A 16,265-nucleotide genomic window follows, 5' to 3' on the forward strand; every position below is an offset into this window, starting at 1 on the left:
ATCGCCCGGGCGATGATCCTGCGGCCGCGGCTCGTCGCGCTCGACGAGCCGACCTCGGCGCTCGACCGCGCCGTCAGGGCGGATATTTTGCGCCTGCTCGCCGCGCTCCAGCAGGCCCACGGCCTCGCCTTCCTCGTCATCACCCATGATTTCGAGGCGGCGCGCGCCCTCGCCGACGAGATTCTGGTGATGCAGGACGGGCGCGTCGTCGAGCGCGGGCCGGCCGACCGCGTGCTCGGCGCGCCCTGCGAGCCCTACACGGCCGGACTCGTCGCGGCCGCGCGCAGGCTCGGGGCGCGATAGGCGGCACGACGTCTGGGCGTCGCTTCAATGCCGCGCAAGCTGTGCTAAAGCTTCAAAACCGTTTCGCGGCCGCGCGCGCCGCTTTCAAGGACCGTTCGGGGGATGCATGATTCTCGATGGAGAAACGATCAGGCTTGAGGATCTGGGCGACGGCTTCTTCGAGCTGCGCTTCGACCGCAAGACGGGGTCTGTCAACAAGTTCGACCGGCTGACCTTCGACGAGCTGGCGACGGCGACGCGGACGCTCGCCGCGACGCAGGGCCTCAGCGGCGTGCTCGTGACGAGCGCCAAGGATCATTTCGTCGTCGGCGCCGATATTTTCGAGTTCACCGCCGTGTTCGAGGAGGGCGAGGCCGCGACCGAGGCTTTCGTCGCCGCCAACGCCGCCGCCTTCTCGGCGATCGCCGCGCTTCCGGCCCCGAGCGTCGCGGCCGTGGGCGGCCTTGCGCTCGGCGGCGGGCTCGAGATCGCGCTCGCCTGCGACTATCGCGTCCTGTCGGACGACGCCAAGATCGGCCTGCCGGAGGTCACGCTCGGCATCTTTCCGGGCTATGGCGGCACGGCGCGCCTGCCGCGCCTGATCGGCCTCGCCGAGGCCGCGCGCTGGATCGTCTCCGGCGCGCCGCGGCCGGCCAAGGCCGCCTTCGAGGCCGGCGCGGCCGACGCCGTCGTCGCCCCGGAGGCGCTGCGCGCCGCCGCGCTCGAACGCCTGAAGGAGGTCGCGGCGAGCCGAGAATGGCGTCATCGCCGCGCCAGCGCCGCCGAAAGCCTCGGCCTCTCGCCAGAGATCGTGGTCGAGCAGCTCGCCGGCGCGAAGGTCGAGGCCGCCCGCGCCCTGCCGCATTACCCCGCCGCCGCCGAAGCCGTGCGCACGCTCGAGGACGCGGCGGGCCTGCCGCTCGACGGGGCGCTGGCGCTGGAGGCGAAGCGCTTCGCCGCCGTCGCCCAGACCCAGGCGGCGAACGCGCTCGTCGGCAATTTCGTCAACGACCAGGCGATCAGGAAGATCGTCAAGAGCTACGCCAAGGCGGCGGCCCCGGTGCGCAAGGCGGCCGTGATCGGCGCGGGCGTGATGGGCGCGGGCGTCGCCTACCAGAGCGCGCTCAGGGGCGTGCCGGCGATCCTGAAGGACGTCTCGGCGCAGGCGCTCGAAAAGGGCAGGGCCTATGCCGAGACCCTGCTCGCCAAACAGGTCGAGCGCGGCCGCATGAGCCAGGAGAAGGCCGACGCGGCGCTCGCCGCCATCTTGCCCTCCGAGACCTTCGACGGCTTCCGTGACGTCGACGTCGTCGTCGAGGCGGTGCTGGAGGAGATCAGGATCAAGGAGGCCGTGTTCGCCCAGGTCGAGGCGGCGACGGGCGAAAACACGCTGCTCGTCTCGAACACCTCGTCGCTGCGCATCAAGGATCTCGCCGCCGGCGTGTCGCGGCCGCAGAACTTCCTCGGCATGCATTTCTTCAATCCGGTCCCGGCCATGGCGCTGGTCGAGGTGATCCGCGGGCCGCAGACGACGGACGCGGCGCTCGCCACCGTGGTCAATTACGCGGCGGCCATGGGCAAGACGCCGATCGTCGTCGGCGACTGCCCCGGCTTCATCGTCAACCGCGTGCTCACGCCCTATCTCATCGCCTTTTTGCTGCTGGTGCGCGACGGCGTCGACTTCCGCGAGATCGACCGCGTCATGCAGGCGTTCGGCTGGCCGATGGGGCCGGCCTATCTCGCCGACGTCATCGGCCTCGACATCACCCAGCATGTGGTCGAGATCGTTTCGGAGGGATTTCCGGAGCGCATGGACGATCCGAAGCCTGGCGCGGTCGAGCTTCTGAAGGCCGACGGCCGGCTCGGCCAGAAGAACGGGCGCGGCTTCTATATCCACGCCAGGGACGCGAAAGGCCGGCCGAGCAAGGAGGCGGACCCCGCCGTCCCCGACCTTTTGCGCAACGGCCAGACCGGCGCGGCGAAGCTCTCCGACGCCGAGATCCGCGAGCGCATGATGATCCCCATGCTGCTCGAAGCCGCCCGCTGCCTCGAGGACGGGACGGCCGAAACCCCGGCCGAGGTCGACATGTGCCTCATGCTGGGCCTCGGCCTGCCGCGCTATCTTGGCGGCGCGCTGCGCTATGTCGACTGGCTCGGCGCGAAGGCCGTGCTTGAGGCCGCGCGCAAATGGGAGCCTGTCGGCGGCGTCTATCGCGCGAGCGACGCTTTCGTGGCGAAGGCCGAGGGCGGCGGGCGCTTTTACGCCTGATCCGGAGGCCCGCGCGCCGGGGACGGCGTCAGCGGTCCCCGGGCTTCTCCTTCAGCGGGCAGGCGAAGTCGCAGCACCAGCCGATCGAGGCGACGGCCGTCGCCGCCGCCGTCTGGATGACGATTCCGCCCGCTTCGTCGCGCACGACGATGCGCGCGCCGGCCTTTTCGCGCAGCATGGAGGCGAGAAACTCCGCATAGCACCAGGCGGCCTTGGCGCCTGGCAGCGTCTCGGTCTCGACGGCGACGCCGTCCTGCGTCAGAATCTCGAAGGTGAACGCCGGCATGGCGAGGACCTCTGGTCGAATCTGAAGCTCCGGCGCGACGGCGCGGAGGCTGCGAAGACGGCGACGAAATGCCGCAAGCCTTCATCTGGCGGCAAAAAGGCGCGCGGACTTTGACGCCGATCAAGCTTTCGCGTTTTCAGGCGCGACGGGCGCCGGCGACCGCGTCCAAAGCCCGCCGATCCGCCGCCCGCGCCTTCGCCCGATACAATTTGAACGCATTCTTCCGACAGAAGGCGTAAAACCGGCGCCGGAGCGCGCCGGCCGGGAAAGTCCGTCCGTCGCGGTCCCTGCGCCGCCGTCCTTCGCGTCCGACCGAGGCCATGAGCCCTTACGCGCTGACTTTTTCTCCCCATCTGCCCTGGCCTGTCCTCGCCGGGTTCGCGGCGCTGGCGTTCGCGCTCGTGGCCTTCGGCCTGTTTTTGCGCCGGCCGGGGACGCTGCCGCGCGCGGCGGGCCTTGCGCTGCTGCTGCTGGCGCTCGGCGACCCTTCGCTGGTGCGCGAGGACCGCGCCCCGCTCAAGGACGTGGCGGCGATCGTCGTCGACGACAGCGGGTCGCAGACCATCGGCGAGCGCCCGGAGCAGACGCGCAAGGCGGCCGAGGCGCTGAAGGCGTCGCTCGAAGCTTTGGGCGACGTCGAGGTGCGCACGATCCGGGCCGGGCGCGAGGGGACGGGCGCGGCCGACGGCACCCGCCTGTTCGCCGCGCTGAACGAGGGTCTCGCCGACACGCCGCCCGAACGCGTCGGCGCGGTCTTCCTGATCACCGACGGCGTGGTGCATGACGCGCCGGCCGACGCCTCGGGGCTCGGGTTCCGCGCGCCGGTCCATGCGCTGATCACCGGCCATGAGGGCGAGCGCGACCGCCGCGTCGAGCTGCTTGAGGCGCCGCGCTTCGGCATCGTCGGCAAGGATCTTTCGATCGAATTCCGCGTGCTCGACACGGCGGGCTCGCGAGAGCCCGTCGCGGTCAGGATCCGGCGCGACGGCGTTCCGGTCGCGACGCTCGCCGCGCGGCCCGGCGAGCGCATGCGCGCGCCGGTGCGCATCGACCATGGCGGGGCCAATGTCGTCGAGATCGAGGTCGAGGCCGCGCCCGACGAACTCTCCACGGTCAACAACAAGGCCGTGCTCTCGATCGACGGGGTGCGCGACAAGCTCAAGGTGCTGCTGGTTTCGGGCGAGCCGCACCAGGGCGAGCGCATGTGGCGCAATCTGCTGAAGTCCGACGCCAACGTCGATCTCGTGCATTTCACCATCCTGCGCCCGCCCGAAAAGCAGGACGGCACGCCGATCAACGAGCTGTCCCTGATCGCCTTCCCGACCGCCGACCTGTTCGGGCGCAAGATCAGGGAGTTCGACCTGATCGTGTTCGACCGCTACTCGAACCAGAGCGTGCTGCCGCTGGTCTATTTCGACAATATCGTGCGCTATGTGCGCGAGGGCGGCGCGCTGCTGCTCGCGGCGGGGCCGGATTTCTCGGGGGCCGAGGGGCTCTATTTCTCGCCGCTCGGGCGCATCGCCCCGGCGCGGCCCGACGGCGACCTGACCGAGCGGCCGTTCCGCGCCGTCGTGTCGAAGGACGGCGAACGACATCCGGTGACGCGTGGCCTCGACGGCGCGCAGACCTCGCCGCCCGGCTGGGGCCAGTGGTTCCGGCAGGTGAACGCGCAGACGACGCGCGGCCTCAGCGTGCTGAACGGCGCCGACGACAAGCCCCTGCTCGTGCTCTCGCGCGAGGGCAAGGGACGCGTCGGCCTGCTGCTTTCCGACCAGATGTGGCTGTGGGCGCGCGGCTTCGAGGGCGGCGGCCCGCATCTCGACCTGCTGCGCCGCCTCGCCCACTGGCTCATGAAGGAGCCGGAGCTTGAAGAGGAGGCGCTGCGCGCGAGCGCCCGCGGCGCGACGATCGAGATCGAGCGCCAGAGCCTCAGGCCCGAAACGCCGCCCGTGACCGCGACCTCGCCGACAGGCGTCGAGCGGAGCGTGACGCTGCGGCCCGCCGAGCCCGGCCTGTCGCGCGCGAGCTTCGACGCGCCGGAGCAGGGGCTCTGGCGGGTCAGCGACGGGACGCTGTCGGCGCTCGTCAACGTCGGCCCCGAAAACCCGCGCGAATTCCAGGAACTGGTCTCGACGCTCGACCGCCTGCGCCCCGTCGCCGAGGCGAGCGGCGGCTCCGTGCGCCGCATCGGCCAGGGCGCGTCGGGCGACATCGTCCTGCCGCGCCTCGCCGCCATGCGCGAGAGCCCGGTCTACGCCGGCGCCGACTACGCCGCGATCAGGCGCAACGGCGCGAGCGAGGTCAGGGGCGCGGGCGCGACGCCGCTGGCGCTGGGCTTCCTCGGGCTCGCCTTCCTGCTCGCCGGCGTGGTCGCGCCCTGGCTCCAGGAGGGGCGCCGCGCACGCGGTTGACCCCTTGCGGACCCGTCCGCGGCGTCGCAAGGTCGAAACCTTTCTCCGCCAGACTGGCCGAAACTCGCCGCTTGGAGCCCTTCATGCCGGTCCCCACAACCGCGCGGCGCGTCGCCGCGTTGAGCCTCGCGGTCAGCGTGCTCGTCCTTGGCGTCAAATATCTGGCCTTTCACCTCACCGGCAGCGTGGCGCTCTATTCGGACGCGCTCGAAAGCCTCGTCAACGTCGCGACCGCGGCCGTCTCGCTCGTCGCGGTGCGGGTCGCGGCGAAGCCGGCCGACGCCGGCCACCCTTACGGCCACGCCAAGATCGAATATCTTTCGGCCGCCGCGATCGGCGCCTGCATCGTCGTCGCCGCGCTCGCCATTTTGAACGAGGCCTGGCGCGGCTTCCTGGACCCGAAGCCGCTCGACGCGCCGGCGCTCGGCGTCGCCGTCGCCGCGCTCGCGACCGCGCTCAACGCCGGCTGGAGCGTCGTGCTGATCCGCGCCGGACGGGCGGGCCGCTCGGCCTCGCTCGAGGCCGACGGGCGGCACCTCATGTCGGACGTGCGGACCTCGATCGCCGTCGTCGCCGGCGTCGGCCTCGTCGCCGTCACCGGCGTGTCCGTGCTTGATTCGCTGATCGCCGCGCTGGTGGCGCTGAGCGTGCTGTGGAGCGGCTGGCGCGTGCTGCGCGAGAACGCCGGCGGGCTGATGGACGAAGCCCCGCCCGCCGAAGACATGGCGAAGATCAGGGGCGCGATCGCCGCCGCCGCGACCTCGCCCGCGGCGGCGGGATTCATCGAGGCGCATGACCTGCGCGCGCGGCGCGCCGGCGGCGCCCTGTTCGTCGACCTGCATCTGGTGCTGAAAGGGCAGACCACGGTGGCGTGCGCCCATGCGCTCTGCGACGCCATGGAGGCGGCGATCGCCGCCGCCGAGCCCGGCGCCCAGGCCATCATTCATGTGGAGCCGGAAGGCGAGGCGAAAGGCGCGGGCGGCCAGATTTTGTTCGGCTGACGCGCGCCTTGACGCTTCTGGCCGCACAGGCGCCGCTACGGCCGGCGCAAGCCGTTCAGCCGCATTGCGTCAGCCCGAGCACGATCAGGGCCGGGGGAAAGCCGTCGACGAGCGCGCCCGGGTCGCGGCAGAGCCGGACCGGCAAGGCCGCGTCGCGGCGCGGATGGAAGTCGTCGACCACGCAGTTCATGTTGAGCGTTCCGGTCGCCCTGCGGAAATAGGACGCGCCGGGATCAGGCGCCTCGGAGTCCCAGCGCGCGACATAGGCTTCGCCCGGGCAGTCGACCCGGAAAAGATGGGGCTGCGCCGCGGCGGGCGCGGCGGCGGCGAGGCACAGCGCCGCGCGGAAAACGGTTGCGAGGGCGCGCATGTCGACTCCTGTCATGCCGGACATTATGCGCCGCGTTTCGGCGCGAAAAAGGGCCTGCGCCGTCTGCGCCAGAAATGTGAAAGGCGGCGCTCCCGAAGGAAGCGCCGCCGCGGTCTTACGTGCGCCGTGGCGCCAGTCCTGTTTCAGCAAGCCTATTTCAGCGTGAACAGCGTGCTGTCGAACGACAGGCTGGCGACGAACCGGTTGCCGCACCAGTTGGAGACGCCGGTGAGCGTCTGGCAGCTCGAGCTGTTGAGGCTCGCGCCGATGTAGCGCAGGTCGAGCGTCATGGCGCTCAGCGTCGCGCCGATGCCGACGTTCCAGGTGGCGTAGGACGGCAGGCTCACGCCGAACCGGTTTTCCTGGAGGAACTGGCCGGCGACTTCGGCCGAGATATAGGGCGTCACGTCCTTCCAGGGCAGGAAGGTCGGCAGGTTGGCCTTGATGTTGCCCGAGACATAGACGCCGGGCGAGCCCGTGTTCACATAGCTCGGCGTATAGGCGACCGAACCGCCGATGGTGAAGGTGTCGTTGATGACGTAAGTCGGCTTGAAATAGACTTCCCACCAGTCAATTCCGTAAAGGCCCGGCATATTGATCTGGTTCGGGTAGACGTAATAAAGGGCGCCGACGTCGAGGGTCAGGTTGTCCCAGGTGTGGCGCAGGCCGCCGTAGACGTCGACCTCGGCCGACGGATTGGTGAAGCCGTAGGCCGCCGGAAAGCTGACGTTCGAGGTCCAGACGCCGGCGTAAGCCCAGTCGAAGGCGCGCCCTTCGATATAGCCCTGCGCGGCGAAATTGCCGTTCGTCTGGTCGAGGCCGCGGAAGACATAGTCGTTCGCGAGCTTCATGCCGAAGGCGACGTCCCACAGCGGGGCCGCCGGAGCCGGAGCCGCCGCCGGGGCCGGCGCGACCGGCGCAAGATCGGCCGCGACGGCGCTTCCGGCCAGCATCGCCCCCGCGGCCGCCGCAACCATGGACTTGAATAGAATAGACATTCGCTACACTCCCCTTTCGAACGAATTTAAAGCGAAGCGCACGCCACAGACAGAGCCTGTGAGGGCGTTGCGGCTTTTCGCAGGGGGAGTGTGGGAAAGGCGTCACAGTTGTGGCGGAGGGCGGCAAAGGCGGTTGGCGAATTTTCCTTAAAGTTGAAGCGCTCCCGCCAAGCCACGAGAAATGCGGCGTGAAGGGGATAAAGAAACGCCGCCGTCGCAATGGCGTCATCTCGACGCTGCGGCGGCGGCTTCTTGGAGCGAGGAAGAAAAATTGCCCAGGAAGAAGGCGGTCAGACGCCCGTTTCTATGGCGCGGCGCCGCGAAGGCGGGCGACGCGGCGTCAGGCGACGCGGCGTATGACGAGAGGCGGCCGGCGGTCGGCATGCGCGCCGGCCGAAATCGTTCGGTCCCGCGGCGGGCGCCGCCGCGGGCCGCATGGGGCGAGGCGCGCGCGCCCGGAAAATCAGCCGAACTTGAACAGCACCCCGAATCCGCCGCGCGGATAATTCCAGCTGATTTCGCCGGTCGGCTCGAGCAGCACGCGGCAGGTGCCGCATTCGAGGCAGCCGTCGGAGACGATCTCGACCTGGCCGGAGTCGGCCTGGGCGTAGCAGCCGGCCGGGCAGACTTTGGTCATGGCGAGAAGGTTTTTGGACGGGATCGTATGCGGCTCGATCGAAATATGGGGCTTTCCGGAGTCGACGATATAGCGGTTCTGATAGAGTTTCTCTTCGACGCGGGCGACGGCTTCCTGGGCCATTGGCTTATCTCCTCAATCTACGGTCAGCGCCAGGCTCTGGCGAGTTTGAAGGCGTCTCCGAACAGCCCCCGCAGCGTGCGCCGCTTGACGAAGGAGCGGATCGAGGCGTTTTCCTTCTCGACCTTCGGCTTCCCGTCGACGCGCAGGAAATTGTCCATGGCGGAGGAGACGAGCTGCGGATAGGTCATGAAGAAATTCTTGGAGTTGGTGTGCAGCAGCGCAGGCATGTCCTTGTATTTCTTCAGGTCCTTGATGACGAAGCTGTCGTCGAGCATCTTCTTGTAGAGCGCGAGGTTCTGCTTGGTCATCGGGTCCTTGCGCGACTTCACCTGGAAGATCGCCTCGCCGGCCATGCGCCCCGAGGTCATGGCGAGGTTCGAGCCTTCGCGGTGGATCGCGTTGTTGAGCTGCGCCGCGTCGCCGACGACGACCCAGCCGTCGCCGAAGAGCTCCGGGATCGCCTTGTAGCCGCCTTCGGGAATGAGATGGGCGGCGTATTCCTTGACCTCCGACCCCTGGATCAGCGGGGCGACGGAGGGATGCTTCTTGAACGCCTCGAGCAGGCCGTAGGGGGTCTGGCCGTTCTCGGCGAAGTCGGAGACGAGGCAGCCGATGCCGAGCGAGATGCTCTCTTTGTTGGTGTAGATGAAGCCCATGCCGGTCATCCCCTTGGAGATGGAGCCGACGGCCTCGATCACGACGCCTTCGTCGCCCTTGAGGTTGAAGCGGGCGTCGATGGTCTCCTGCGGCAGGAAGTGCATCTCCTTGACCGCGAGCGCGACATGGTCGGGCTTCGGCGTCTGGCGCAGGCCCGCACGGGGCCCGAGCAGGCCGTTGACGCCCTCGGCGAGCACCACGACGTCGGCGAAGATCGTGTCATGGTCGCGGTCGGTGCGCACGCCGACGACCTTGCCATAGGCGTCGGAGATGAGCTCCGTCACCGTGGTCTCGCAGATCACCAGCGCGCCCTTGGCCTGGACCTCCTTCGAGAACCAGCGGTCGAACTGCGAACGGATGATGGTGTAGCGGTTCGCCTTCTCCTCGTTGAATTCGTCGGAGCGGTGATGCATGCCGGTGTGCGAGCGGTCGGTCATCATCCAGAAGCGCTGCTCGATCAGGCGCCGCTCGAGCGGAGCTTCCTCGCGGAAGTCGGGGGCGATCTTCTCCAGCATGTCGGCGTAGAGAATGGCGCCCTGCACGTTCTTCGAGCCGGGATATTCGCCGCGCTCGAGCTGCAGCACCTTGAGGCCGCGTGAGGCCATGGTGTGAGCGGCGGCGTTGCCGGCCATGCCGGCGCCGATCACGATCGCGTCGAACCTTTCCTCGATCATGTCCAATCTCCTTGGGCTCAGCCCGCAAGCCGGTCGTTGCTATGGGGCGACAGACGCTTCCTGAAAGCTTCCGTGAGAGCCGGCAGAAGGCGGATGGCGTCGGTGACGATGCCGATATGGGCGAAATCGTAGATGGCCGCGTTGGGGTCGGTGTTGATCGCGACGATGCAGTCGGCGCCCTCGACGCCGACGCGATGCTGGATCGCGCCCGAGACGCCGGCGGCGATGTAGAGCTTCGGCCGGATGGTCTTGCCGGTCTGGCCGATCTGGCGGTCGGCGGTGATCCAGCCCTTCTGCACCAGCGGGCGCGAGCCGCCGAATTCGGCCCCGAGCACGCTCGCGAGATTGCGCACGAGCTGGAAGTTCTCGGCGCTCTGCAGGCCGAGGCCGCCGGCGACGACGATGTCGGCGTAGGCGAGATTCGACTTCGAGCTTTCGCGGTCGGGAATGAACTGCAGGATCTTGGTGAGGATCGACTCCTCGTCGAGATCCGGCCTGAATTCGACGATGCGGCCCTGCCGGCCCTCGACGCGCTCGGGCATGGCCATCACGCGCGGACGGACGGTGGCCATCTGCGGCCGGTAGTTCAGCGTGTAGATGGTGCAGAGCAGGGAGCCGCCGAAGGTCGGGCGCGTTGCGGCGAGCGAGCCGTCGGCGTCGACCGCGAGTTCGGTGCAGTCGGCGGTGAGGCCCGTGAGCAGCGTGGTGGCGACGGAGCCCGCGAGGTCGCGGCCGAGATTGGTCGCGCCGAGCAGCAGGATCTCCGGCTTGTGCATGTTGACGAGCTGCGTCATCGCCTTGGAGTAGGGCTCGTTGCGGTAGTCCGCGAGAATCTCGTCCTCGACGAGATAGGCGAGGTCCGCGCCATAGGCGAAGGCCTCTTTCGCGAAGTCGCGCAGCCCGGCGCCGGGGCCGCCGAGGAAGGCCGCGGCGAGCTCGACGCCGAGCTTGTCGGCGAGCTTGCGGCCGGCGCCGAGCAGCTCCCATGAGACGGGGTGCACGACGCCGCGCTCGATCTCGATCGCGACCCACACATGCTTGTAGCCGCGGAAATGCTCCGGCAGCTCTTTCTTCATCGAGGCTCGGGCGCCGCCAGCGGGCGCGGCGGGAGCGGGGTTGTCCGACATGGTGTGCTCCTCAGAATCCGGCGGCCGACTTGACGAGATCCTGTTCGATCGCCGGTTGCCGTTCGAACAGGGTCGTGATGAGATTTTCAGCTTCCTGCGCGGCGGTGTCGGCGCGCGTGACCTGGAACGCCTTCTCGGAGCGCGGCGGCGGCGCGAACACCTTCTTGACCACGGTCGGCGAACCTTTCAGGCCGCATTTGGTCAGGTCCTCGATGCCGGCGGCCTTGGCGTTCCAGGTGACGATCTCCGAGCGGGCCGCGCGCAGCGCGTCCTTCATCGCGCCGCGGCGCACCTCGTTCGTCCCCTCGAGCATGGCGATGAGGCAGGGCATTCTGGTCTTCAGCACCTGAATCCCGCCTTCGGCGCGGCGCTCGATCGTCACCTCGCGCTTTTGCGGATCGCATTCGACGATCTTCGCCACATAGGTGAGCTGAAGCAGGTTGAGGCGCTTCGCGATGCCCGGGCCGACCTGGGCGGTGTCGCCGTCGATGGTCTGCTTGCCGGTGAACACAATGTCGGGCTCGCCGAATTCGGCGCCGATCTTCTTGATGGCCATGGTCAGGGCGAAGCTCGTCGCCAGCGTGTCCGAGCCCGCGAAGAAGCGGTCGGTCAGCAGCACGGCGCGGTCGGCGCCCATGGCGAGCGTCTTGCGCAGCGAATCGGCCGCCATCGGCGGGCCCATGGTCAGCACCGTGACCTCCCCGCCGAACGTGTCGCGCAGGCGCAGCGCCTCCTCGAGGGAGAACAGATCATAGGGGTTGATGATGGTCGGCACGCCCTGACGCATGATCGTCTGGGTGACGGGATTGACCCTGATCTGGGCGCTGTCGGGGACCTGCTTGATGCAGACGAGGATATGCATGGGAAGGCTTCCTTTCCGAACGGTCAGACCGACCCTTGCTGAGCCACGTCCTTCGAGGGCACCACCACAGGGCTCAGGGAGACGAGTTGCTTCTTCGGCGTCTCCTTCGGCGCGACGGCGTCCTTGTGGACCTTGAAGATGCGCTCCTCGATCGGGGACGACTTGACGAAGTCCTGATAGGCCGTCTCAAGGAAGGCGCGGCAGGCGAGCCACACGTCGTCGTCGCTCTGGCCGCCCTCGTAGCCTTTCAGATACTGGCCCATGCGGCGCAGGATGTGCAGCCGCGCGACCCGCACGACTTTCGGATCATAGGCGACGCCGAGCGTGTCGAAAAAATCCTCTGCGGATGAAAGCGAGCGAAGTTGATCGAGCGCGCTCATGGCGTCTGGCCCTCCGTGTGAGCGTTTCTGTGGGTCGTTTCGTCGGCGAAATGCGCGCCGACGCGCTGTTGCAGATGGCGAAGCCTCGCCTCGAGAAAGTCGATGCGGTCGATCATCGTCGACATGGCGTCGGCGACCGGATCGGGAATGAGATGATGTTCGAGGTCGAGGCGCCCGCCGGGGCCAAGGCGCGGCCGCGCCTTGCGCACCTGCCGGCCGGGAATGCCGACCACCGTCGCCTCGGGCGCGACGTCCTCGATGATCACCGAATTGGCGCCGACGCGGGCCCGGGCGCCGACAGTGATGTTGCCGAGGATTTTCGCGCCGGCGCCGACGAGCACCCCGTCCTCGAGCGTCGGGTGGCGCTTGCCGGGCGACCACGACGAGCCGCCGAGCGTGACGCCATGATAGAGGGTCACGTCGTCGCCGATGATCGCCGTCTCGCCGACGACGACGCAGGCGCCGTGGTCGATGAAGAAGCGCTCGCCGATCCGCGCGCCCGGATGGATGTCGACGTTGGTGAGGAAGCGCGCCGCAAACGACAGGAAACGCGCCGAAAACTTCCAGTTCGCCGTCCACAGCCGGTGCGAGATCCGGTGCAGCACGACGGCGTGCACGCCCGGATAGAGCAGGGCCACCTCGAGCGCGTTGCGCGCCGCCGGGTCGCGCAGGCGCACGCAGGCGACGTCGTCCCGGATCATGCGCCACAGGCCTTTCGGCCTTGCGGGGGCGTCGTCGAGGGCGAGGTCGGTCATGACGCGGCTCCGGTCGAGAGGGGCGCGGCCGGGACGCGCAGGCCGTTGCGCACTTCCTCGACGAGCCGCGCGACGTCGCCGCGTCCGAGCGGGCGATGCGCCTTGAGCGCGCGGCGCTTGGCGAGCGCGAGCACCTGCGCCGCCTCGTCGCGGCCGATGTCCATGTCGAGCTCGGCGCAGAGGCCGGCGATGGCGGCGAGGCCCGAATGCTTGCCGATGACGACCTTGTTGCTGCGCCCGAGCACGGCCGGGTCGATGCCCTGATAGCTGCGCGGGTCTTTCATCAGGGCCGAGACATGAATGCCGGATTCATGGGTGAAGATGTCCTCGCCGACGATCGCCTTGGCGCGGCCGATCGGACGGTTGGCGGCCTGGGCGACGAGCCGGGCGAGCGCGCGCAGGCGCAGCGGATCGACGCGGCAGCGCCCGGCGACGGCGTGGCCGAGGCCCATCGCCACCTCCTCGAGCGCGGCGTTGCCGGCGCGTTCGCCGACGCCGAGCACGGTGACGCTGGCGTGGCTCGCGCCGGCGCGCAGCGCGGCGAGCGTGTTGGCGGTGGCGAGGCCGAGATCGTCATGGCCGTGGAATTCGAGCGGCAGGTCGGTCTCGCCGCGCACGCAGCGGATCGCTTCATGCGTCGAGAACGGATCGAGCATGCCCATGGTGTCGGCGAAGCGCAGCCGCGTCGCGCCCTCGGCCGCGGCCGCCCGCGCGATCTCGCCGACGTCGCGCGGGTCGGCGCGCGAGGAATCCTCGCCGCCGAGCGCGACCTTGAGCCCGTGCGCCACGGCGTAGGCGACGACCGCGCGCACCCGCGCCGCGACGTCGGCGACGTCGGCGTCGAGCTTCACCCGCATCTGCAGGCGCGACATGGGCGCCGAAATGTTGACATGCGAGACGCCCGCCGACAGCGCCGCGTCGACGTCGCCTTTCGTCAGCCGGCACCAGGCGACGACGCGGCAGGGCAGGCCGTCGGCGGCGACGCCGCCGATCGACTCGATCTCGTCGGGGCCCATCGCCGGCGTGCCGGCCTCGATCTCGTCGACGCCCGCCGCCGCGAGCTCGCGGGCGATGGCGAGCTTCTGGCGCGCGGAGAAGGCGACGCCGGGGGCCTGTTCGCCGTCCCTGAGGGTCGTGTCGTTGATGGAGATGAGGGGGTGTTCGTCCGACATGGCGCGCCTCAGGCGTAGGTTCGGGCGTCGCCCGCGGGCTGCTCGCCCGCGGCGCCGAAGGGAGAGAGTTCGCGCAGCTTGGCGACGATGCCGGGCAGGGCTTCGACGACCCGGTCGACGTCGGCCTCGACAGTGTCGCGCGACAGCGAGAAGCGCACCGCGCCGTGCAGCGCCGAATCGGGCAGCTTCATCGCCTTCAGCACATGGCTCGGCTCGGTCGAGCCTGCGGTGCAGGCCGAGCCCGTGGAGGCGGCGACGCCGGCGCGCTGCAGATGCAGCAGGATCGCCTCGCCTTCCGCGTAGTTGAAGGCGATGTTCGAGGTGTTGGGCAGGCGGTCGAGCGGGTCGCCGTTGACCATCGCGTCGGGAATTGCGGCGAGCACGCCCTTCTCGAGCCGGTCGCGCAGGTCGCGCACGCGGGTCTGCTCGTCGGAGAGATGGGCGAGGGCGAGTTCGGCGGCCTTGCCGAGCCCGATGATTCCGGGGACGTTCTCCGTTCCCGCCCGCCGGCCGCGCTCCTGGTGGCCGCCGCGGATCAGCGGCTTGAAGCGCGCGCCTTTCCTGACGTAGAGCGCGCCGATCCCTTTCGGCCCGTGCAGCTTGTGGCCCGACAGCGACAGCATGTCGATCGCCGTGGTCTTGAGGGCCACCGGCACCTTGCCGACCGCCTGCACCGCGTCGGCGTGGAACAGCGCGCCCGCCGCCTTGGCGAGATCGGCCAGCGCGTCGACCGGGTTGATCGCCCCCGTCTCGTTGTTGGCCCACATGATGGAGACCACCGCGACGCGTTCGGACAGCGCCGCGCGGTAGGCTTCAAGGTCGAGACGGCCGAGCCGGTCGACGCCGATGAAATGGACCCGCGCGCGGCCGCTCTTTTCGAGATGTTCGCAGAGCTGCAGCACCGAGGGATGCTCGACCGCGCTGGTCACGATCTCGTCGCGCTCGGGCATGGCTTCGAGCGCCGACAGGATCGCCGTATTGTTGCTTTCCGTGCCGCCCGAGGTGAAGATGATCTCGTGGTCGTGCTGCGCGCCGATCAGATCCTGCAGCCGCCTGCGGGCGGCCTTGATCGCGCCGGAGACGTTCTCGCCGAAGGAATGCGTCGACGACGGATTGCCGAACTGCTCGCAGAAATAGGGCAGCATCTCCGCCAGGGCGGCGGGATCCATGCGGGTCGTGGCGTTGTTGTCGAGATAGACCGGCGGCATCGTCATCTCCTCAATGTCCGTCGACGGAGGCGGGCGCGGGAGCCTTGGCGACGGGCTTGAGCGCGACGAGCTTGGTGAAGGGCGCGGGCTTGATCGGGATGACGCGCAGCGGCATGCCGAGCTTCTGGATGAGCTTTTCCTGAATGCCCGAAACGGTGGCGCTCGCGAGCTTGCACATCACGCAGGCCCCGGACATCCGCACATGCACGCTGTCGCCTTCGACCTTCTCGAGATGGCAGTCGCCGCCGTCCTTCTTGAGATAGGGGCGCAGCTCCTCGATCGTCTCCTCGATCAGCCTGATCCGCTCCGGCGTGTTGAGGTCAAAGTTGAATGGCGCGGCCGCGACGGGCGCCGCCGCCTTCGCCGGCGCCTTCGCGACGGGCGTCTCCGCGATCTTGCGCCGGCCGTAGACGGGCGGCCTGAACGCCGCCTCGGCCGTGATGGCGCCTTCCGCCACGAGTTCGGCGTCGACGCGGGCGAGCAGCTCCTCGAGCCTGTCGTAGCAGGTGAAGCAGTTCGATCCGGCCCGGGTGAAGGCCGTGAGGTCCGTGATCTTGGTCAGCCTGTTGAGCTTGATGGCGCGCGCGAGCGCGCCTTCATGGACGCCGTTGCATTTGCACACCAGCGCGCCGGGCTCTTCGGCGCCGGTCCAGACCTCGCCGCGATAATGCGCGACGGCGGCCTGCAGCGCGCTCTGGCCGAGCGCGGCGGAGCCCATCCGCTCAGGCGGAAGGCCGCCGAGATGCGCGGCGATGTCCTGCGCCCCGAGCGCCAGCGCCTCGCCGAGGGTCTTGCCGATCACGAGTTCGGTCAGCGCCGAGGACGACGCGATCTCGGCGCCGCCGCCGAAGGTCTGGAAGCGCGCGTCGACGATCACCTCGGCCTCGGGATCGACCCTGAGCATCAGCTTCAGCGCGTCGCCGCGCGCGAGCGTCCCGGCTTCGCCGACCGCGTTGGCTTCGGCGAGCACGCCCGCATTCTTCGGATTGAAGAAATGATCCTTGACCTTCTCGCTGTAGCTCAACATGCCGGAACCCTTTTCGCGCGATGGAG

The 16,265-nt window shown here is 69.2% G+C and carries 15 protein-coding genes and 1 pseudogene; 4 read left to right on the forward strand and 12 right to left on the reverse strand.

Annotated features, from left to right (window positions below; genetic code table 11):
• Positions 1-303: pseudogene (locus ACILRB_RS13035) on the forward strand (microcin ABC transporter ATP-binding protein); the annotation flags it as partial.
• Positions 304-409: 106 nt separating this feature from the next.
• Positions 410-2,551 carry a fatty acid oxidation complex subunit alpha FadB gene (gene fadB, locus ACILRB_RS13040; RefSeq protein ID WP_395666725.1) on the forward strand — a complete coding sequence of 714 codons (2,142 nt, stop codon included), beginning with the start codon at positions 410-412 and terminating at the stop codon, positions 2,549-2,551.
• A 28-nt stretch (positions 2,552-2,579) separates the two neighbouring features.
• Here fadB and ACILRB_RS13045 read toward each other — a convergent pair whose 3' ends face one another.
• Entirely contained in the window at positions 2,580-2,837 is a 258-nt protein-coding gene (locus ACILRB_RS13045) for a hypothetical protein (RefSeq protein WP_395666726.1), read from the reverse strand.
• 320 nt (positions 2,838-3,157) lie between these two features.
• Between ACILRB_RS13045 and ACILRB_RS13050 the strand changes: the two genes are divergently transcribed.
• Both ACILRB_RS13050 and ACILRB_RS13055 read left to right on the forward strand, forming a co-directional pair.
• Positions 3,158-5,248, forward strand: coding sequence for a hypothetical protein (locus ACILRB_RS13050; RefSeq protein WP_395666727.1), 2,091 nt, complete (start codon positions 3,158-3,160; stop codon positions 5,246-5,248).
• Positions 5,249-5,331: 83 nt separating this feature from the next.
• Positions 5,332-6,249: a cation diffusion facilitator family transporter gene (locus tag ACILRB_RS13055; protein ID WP_395666728.1), complete on the forward strand. Its 918-nt coding sequence runs from the start codon at positions 5,332-5,334 to the stop codon at positions 6,247-6,249.
• A 55-nt stretch (positions 6,250-6,304) separates the two neighbouring features.
• Here the strand turns inward: ACILRB_RS13055 and ACILRB_RS13060 are convergent, their stop codons facing one another.
• From ACILRB_RS13060 to nifU, 11 genes are all read right to left on the reverse strand, one after another.
• Positions 6,305-6,619, reverse strand: a complete 315-nt coding sequence (locus ACILRB_RS13060) for a hypothetical protein (protein WP_395666729.1) — start codon at positions 6,617-6,619, stop codon at positions 6,305-6,307.
• Positions 6,620-6,771: 152 nt separating this feature from the next.
• Positions 6,772-7,617 (reverse strand): TorF family putative porin, encoded by an 846-nt coding sequence (locus ACILRB_RS13065; RefSeq protein ID WP_395666730.1) that lies wholly within the window; start codon positions 7,615-7,617, stop codon positions 6,772-6,774.
• A 463-nt stretch (positions 7,618-8,080) separates the two neighbouring features.
• Complete coding sequence (locus ACILRB_RS13070; protein ID WP_395666731.1) at positions 8,081-8,377, reverse strand: ferredoxin family protein; 297 nt, start codon at positions 8,375-8,377, stop codon at positions 8,081-8,083.
• Between the two features lie 23 nt (positions 8,378-8,400).
• Positions 8,401-9,708, reverse strand: a complete 1,308-nt coding sequence (locus ACILRB_RS13075; protein WP_395666732.1) for an FAD-dependent oxidoreductase — start codon at positions 9,706-9,708, stop codon at positions 8,401-8,403.
• A gap of 17 nt (positions 9,709-9,725) precedes the next feature.
• The gene (locus tag ACILRB_RS13080; RefSeq protein ID WP_395666733.1) at positions 9,726-10,835 is read right to left on the reverse strand and encodes an electron transfer flavoprotein subunit alpha/FixB family protein; all 1,110 of its coding nucleotides are present in this window, start codon (positions 10,833-10,835) and stop codon (positions 9,726-9,728) included.
• Between the two features lie 10 nt (positions 10,836-10,845).
• Positions 10,846-11,697: an electron transfer flavoprotein subunit beta/FixA family protein gene (locus ACILRB_RS13085; protein WP_395666734.1), complete on the reverse strand. Its 852-nt coding sequence runs from the start codon at positions 11,695-11,697 to the stop codon at positions 10,846-10,848.
• A 23-nt stretch (positions 11,698-11,720) separates the two neighbouring features.
• Positions 11,721-12,077, reverse strand: a complete 357-nt coding sequence (nifW, locus tag ACILRB_RS13090; RefSeq protein WP_395666735.1) for a nitrogenase stabilizing/protective protein NifW — start codon at positions 12,075-12,077, stop codon at positions 11,721-11,723.
• Positions 12,074-12,832: a serine O-acetyltransferase gene (gene cysE, locus ACILRB_RS13095; protein ID WP_395666736.1), complete on the reverse strand. Its 759-nt coding sequence runs from the start codon at positions 12,830-12,832 to the stop codon at positions 12,074-12,076. Before cysE ends, nifW begins: the two co-directional genes overlap by 4 nt.
• On the reverse strand, positions 12,829-14,004 hold the full coding sequence (locus ACILRB_RS13100; protein ID WP_395666737.1) for a homocitrate synthase: 1,176 nt from the start codon (positions 14,002-14,004) through the stop codon (positions 12,829-12,831). Before ACILRB_RS13100 ends, cysE begins: the two co-directional genes overlap by 4 nt.
• Before the next feature lie 8 nt (positions 14,005-14,012).
• Positions 14,013-15,212, reverse strand: a complete 1,200-nt coding sequence (gene nifS / locus ACILRB_RS13105; RefSeq protein WP_395666762.1) for a cysteine desulfurase NifS — start codon at positions 15,210-15,212, stop codon at positions 14,013-14,015.
• Positions 15,213-15,222: 10 nt separating this feature from the next.
• Positions 15,223-16,239, reverse strand: coding sequence for a Fe-S cluster assembly protein NifU (nifU, locus tag ACILRB_RS13110; RefSeq protein WP_395666738.1), 1,017 nt, complete (start codon positions 16,237-16,239; stop codon positions 15,223-15,225).
• Between the last annotated feature and the right edge of the window lie 26 nt (positions 16,240-16,265).

It is taken from the genome of Methylocella sp. (genome assembly GCF_044226135.1).
Classification (GTDB): Bacteria; Pseudomonadota; Alphaproteobacteria; order Rhizobiales; family Beijerinckiaceae; genus Methylocapsa.

Coding starts and splice junctions, on each gene's coding strand:
- fadB (WP_395666725.1), top strand. CDS start 410: ATGATTCTCGATGGAGAAACGATCAGGCTTGAGGATCTGGGCGACGGC.
- ACILRB_RS13045 (WP_395666726.1), bottom strand. CDS start 2,837: ATGCCGGCGTTCACCTTCGAGATTCTGACGCAGGACGGCGTCGCCGTC.
- ACILRB_RS13050 (WP_395666727.1), top strand. CDS start 3,158: ATGAGCCCTTACGCGCTGACTTTTTCTCCCCATCTGCCCTGGCCTGTC.
- ACILRB_RS13055 (WP_395666728.1), top strand. CDS start 5,332: ATGCCGGTCCCCACAACCGCGCGGCGCGTCGCCGCGTTGAGCCTCGCG.
- ACILRB_RS13060 (WP_395666729.1), bottom strand. CDS start 6,619: ATGCGCGCCCTCGCAACCGTTTTCCGCGCGGCGCTGTGCCTCGCCGCC.
- ACILRB_RS13065 (WP_395666730.1), bottom strand. CDS start 7,617: ATGTCTATTCTATTCAAGTCCATGGTTGCGGCGGCCGCGGGGGCGATG.
- ACILRB_RS13070 (WP_395666731.1), bottom strand. CDS start 8,377: ATGGCCCAGGAAGCCGTCGCCCGCGTCGAAGAGAAACTCTATCAGAAC.
- ACILRB_RS13075 (WP_395666732.1), bottom strand. CDS start 9,708: ATGATCGAGGAAAGGTTCGACGCGATCGTGATCGGCGCCGGCATGGCC.
- ACILRB_RS13080 (WP_395666733.1), bottom strand. CDS start 10,835: ATGTCGGACAACCCCGCTCCCGCCGCGCCCGCTGGCGGCGCCCGAGCC.
- ACILRB_RS13085 (WP_395666734.1), bottom strand. CDS start 11,697: ATGCATATCCTCGTCTGCATCAAGCAGGTCCCCGACAGCGCCCAGATC.
- nifW (WP_395666735.1), bottom strand. CDS start 12,077: ATGAGCGCGCTCGATCAACTTCGCTCGCTTTCATCCGCAGAGGATTTT.
- cysE (WP_395666736.1), bottom strand. CDS start 12,832: ATGACCGACCTCGCCCTCGACGACGCCCCCGCAAGGCCGAAAGGCCTG.
- ACILRB_RS13100 (WP_395666737.1), bottom strand. CDS start 14,004: ATGTCGGACGAACACCCCCTCATCTCCATCAACGACACGACCCTCAGG.
- nifS (WP_395666762.1), bottom strand. CDS start 15,212: ATGCCGCCGGTCTATCTCGACAACAACGCCACGACCCGCATGGATCCC.
- nifU (WP_395666738.1), bottom strand. CDS start 16,239: ATGTTGAGCTACAGCGAGAAGGTCAAGGATCATTTCTTCAATCCGAAG.